We start from the raw sequence: 2513 nt of genomic DNA, 5'->3' as shown, positions 1-2513 counted from the left end.
CAGGCGGTCTCAGGCCGGCGCCACCGTGGCCGACTGTTGCTCCGCCCCGTGGCCGGTTTTTACTCCGCCGTTGACAATTGAGGAAAATCTGCCATCGGCTGCGATCCTTGATCGCCTGATTCGACCGGGCGACGCTGACGATCGCGCTGATCAGACCGCCGGCTTTTCGAGACGGGGTGGATCGCGCCAGGGCATAACGTGAATAGCGAACATATTGCCGGCGTCGCACCGTGCCCGGAAAGATGGAGAGCGCCTCTCTCGTTGGGGCAAACGCCAGCATTCGATTGAACTGAGCCCGCTCCCCCGTTTGTGGATCAATCAGGCCGCCGCCTTTTATTGCCTGCTTCGCGATGGTGCTAAGCGCCTGGCTTTTCCCAACACCATTCTTCCCGATGATGATCGCCATCCGCTTTGGCAAGAAGCCGGTATGGTCGAAGTTGAATCTGAGCTCGTGCTTGTTTTCAAAAGCCGTCAGTTTGAACGACACGGCGATCGTCGGCGACATTCGACCGATTTCCTCATGGCCGAGACCTCGCAGGATCGGTCCTGCGTTCTTGTAGGCAAAAAAAGCTTCTGCAGTACGCGTTAAAGAATACTGGAAAACCGCAGTGTTCGGCGCGTCGCGTACAATCGGAGAGTTTGCGGAAAACTCACCCAGAGCGACGAGATCGCAGGTCTTCAGCAGGATTTCGCGAGCACCAGCGACGTCTGCATCGGCAACGAGCCCGCGATAGGCATCGAGGTCGGGCAGTAGCGTGAAGAATTCCGGAAAATCGTCCCCGGGGACCACCGCCTTGTCTGGAGCCGCGCTCTTGATGAGATCAGCGCCATTCACCTCGTCATTGGAGTTTTGGAGAAATCCGATCATGCCAGAAAATTCGGCAGTCAGGCGAGCAGAATCCCGGCGAACGAAAACATTGATCCGCGTCTTGAAGCGGAAATCGTCGAAACTGTCTCCAGAGGGGGTGATCAGAATAGTGTTATTTTCGATCGATCGGGCGTCGGAGGGCGTCCGCGAAGAGAAAAAGAGCTTGAACTGTTCTGTCGGAGTGTCCGAAGGCGGGGCCGTCATATGATTTCCATGTCATTTTCGCGGAATCCACTGATTGCTCGCGCGGCATGCATGATACGTATTTTGGTCGTGCAAGCAAACTAGCTTCGCCCGATGGTAGCGGCCTTGTGCAGAGGGCTCGGGGCATCGAACGGCGGCGCTGTGCAGCTACCGTAACCGGTAAACCGATGTCCGGAGAGGGCAGTCGCGCGTTTGCGCTCGGCCACTTGGTAGGCTTGCCGTGCGATTTCAGTTCGTTGGCCAACGTCAACCCTAGGAAAGGGCTTCAACTTCAGGTGTTGCATGGCCCCGAACGAACGGCATGATGGGTAGGAATATCTTACGAAACAGTCGGAGCCGGCATCTGTGGATCCCCAGTTCCATCGAAATTTTGACGGCGCCGCTAGCTTACATTGCAACATCGAGTCCGACGGTCGGCTTCTATAAGGCCTTGGGTCGAGTGGTGTGCTGACTGCGACAACTCCGGGGCTGTCTGTAGCTGGAATGCTGCTTCCTGGTCAAAACATGTCGCTGACATCACGAAGGGAATGCAGTAGCGTCACGAAAATCTACAAATCAACCAATGCGATCAATGTCATGCATATCGACACCGAGTACCGTGGTGAACTCTCCTGTGAAATCCACGCAGACGGCGGGTCAACCAGTATACTGGAATCTTGCGATACAAGATCTTCGAGATCGGCCACATCACGGCTTCGGATATCGGCCTTTTGCGTTCTCAGTTTCGCGCTATTTGTGAAATGACCGACGCAGGGGCAATGGTTCGTCACGGCATCATCCTGACTGGGTACCACAATCGAGACTTCAAAGGAGACGTGCTGCTAGTCGACGGCGAGCTTATAGGGGAGTGGGCATCCGATGAGTTTGAGTGGTGCCACTTCACAGCGCTTGAAAGCGCTGAGGTAACTCTCAGCGCGCCCTCTTCGTGGATGTTGCATGATGCAATCGCGGAATGGAAAGCGCCTGGCGATCCGTCCGGCCTAACTAGCTGTTCCGATTGAAGGTCGTAGGTGACGACGCCGACTATCGACTTCAGATCTTGCAAGAGCTCCTGGCGCATTTTCGCGGTGTGGATGCGGGTGATCTTCCTCTGGTTCTGACGATCAATAATCTTTTTGAGATCGGATAGCCGATTTTTCAGGTTATTACCGACGTCCACTTTTCTGTACGGTCGCTCTTTTGTTCGAAGTCAAAACGACAATTCTGAATGGCAACTATGCGCTTCCATTTCGGTCGTTTGAGGTGCGTTAGCGAAGTCTCCAAAAAGCGTCCATCGGCAGAGCGCGGTAAGATTTCGCGACAAAGCCCGTTTAGCGATTGAAGTAGGCCTTCAACGCTATCACTGTTGGCTGAGGGCTGGGAAGCTAGGTGTTTGGTCCCGGCATTTGATGGTGCGGATTGAGTTTAAACCGTCCCGGCTCTGTTGCCCAGATTTTGCAGA

The 2513-nt window shown here is 54.8% G+C and carries 1 protein-coding gene and 1 pseudogene; one reads left to right on the top strand and one right to left on the bottom strand.

Translation table 11 applies throughout. From position 1 onward, the window contains the following. Positions 1–1072: pseudogene (locus AKG11_RS33380) on the bottom strand (AAA family ATPase); the annotation flags it as partial. A gap of 656 nt (positions 1073–1728) precedes the next feature. Between AKG11_RS33380 and AKG11_RS33375 the strand changes: the two are divergent. Next, positions 1729–2073 (top strand): hypothetical protein, encoded by a 345-nt coding sequence (locus tag AKG11_RS33375; protein ID WP_245290319.1) that lies wholly within the window; start codon positions 1729–1731, stop codon positions 2071–2073. The last annotated feature ends 440 nt before the right edge of the window (positions 2074–2513 follow it).

Origin of the sequence: Shinella sp. SUS2 (assembly GCF_001262505.1) — a bacterium.
In the GTDB taxonomy this organism is placed as follows: Bacteria; Pseudomonadota; Alphaproteobacteria; order Rhizobiales; family Rhizobiaceae; genus Shinella.
Note: the sequence above shows the minus strand (reverse complement) of the source record. Positions and strands in the feature narration are given on the sequence as shown.